The organism is Paenibacillus sp. P4_E11 (assembly GCF_056401635.1).
In genome coordinates, this window is record NZ_JBFUIX010000722.1 from 1 (window position 1) to 543 (window position 543).

Genomic DNA, 543 nt, shown 5'->3' on the forward strand with positions numbered 1-543 from the left:
GGATAGTAGTACTCCAGCGCTGAGTGAAAAAAAGATCGATTTTTCCATGACTAGACCGCTTAAAATACTGCGAGAATTAGATTTTGGTAGATTGCAAGTGAAACTGGGTGCTGATCCCTATGATGGACTACCTTATGCTGATGAACAAAAGAACAATTGAAAATTCTAATAAACAAAAACATGTATAATTTGACTCTATTAAATGAGGCAGAGAGCATGTATTCCAACTTTTAAAGCAACTGAACAATTAACTTCCCCTCCAAATCTTCCTGTTATTTTCTTTATCCAAGCGAATCACCCGGCAACGGACAGATGGATTCCTGAGCACGAGAAGCTAATACAGGATTCTGTACATGGTGAAGTGGTGCTGCTGGAAGTAAATCATCATTATTTTTATCGTTCCCATTCAAAATACATTTCTGAAAGATTCAGGGGTTTTATGAAGGAAATTCAATTAATTGTTCGCGCAAATTTATCCGCCAATAACGTCGCAGTAATTATTAATTTATTTGCTTGTTCATATTCAGTTCATATTGACGTCAC

At 36.3% G+C, this 543-nt stretch carries 1 pseudogene; it reads left to right on the forward strand.

Annotated elements, in window-relative coordinates:
- Positions 1-202: 202 nt before the first annotated feature.
- Positions 203-543, forward strand: a pseudogene (locus tag AC1DWB_RS37120) (hypothetical protein); the annotation flags it as partial.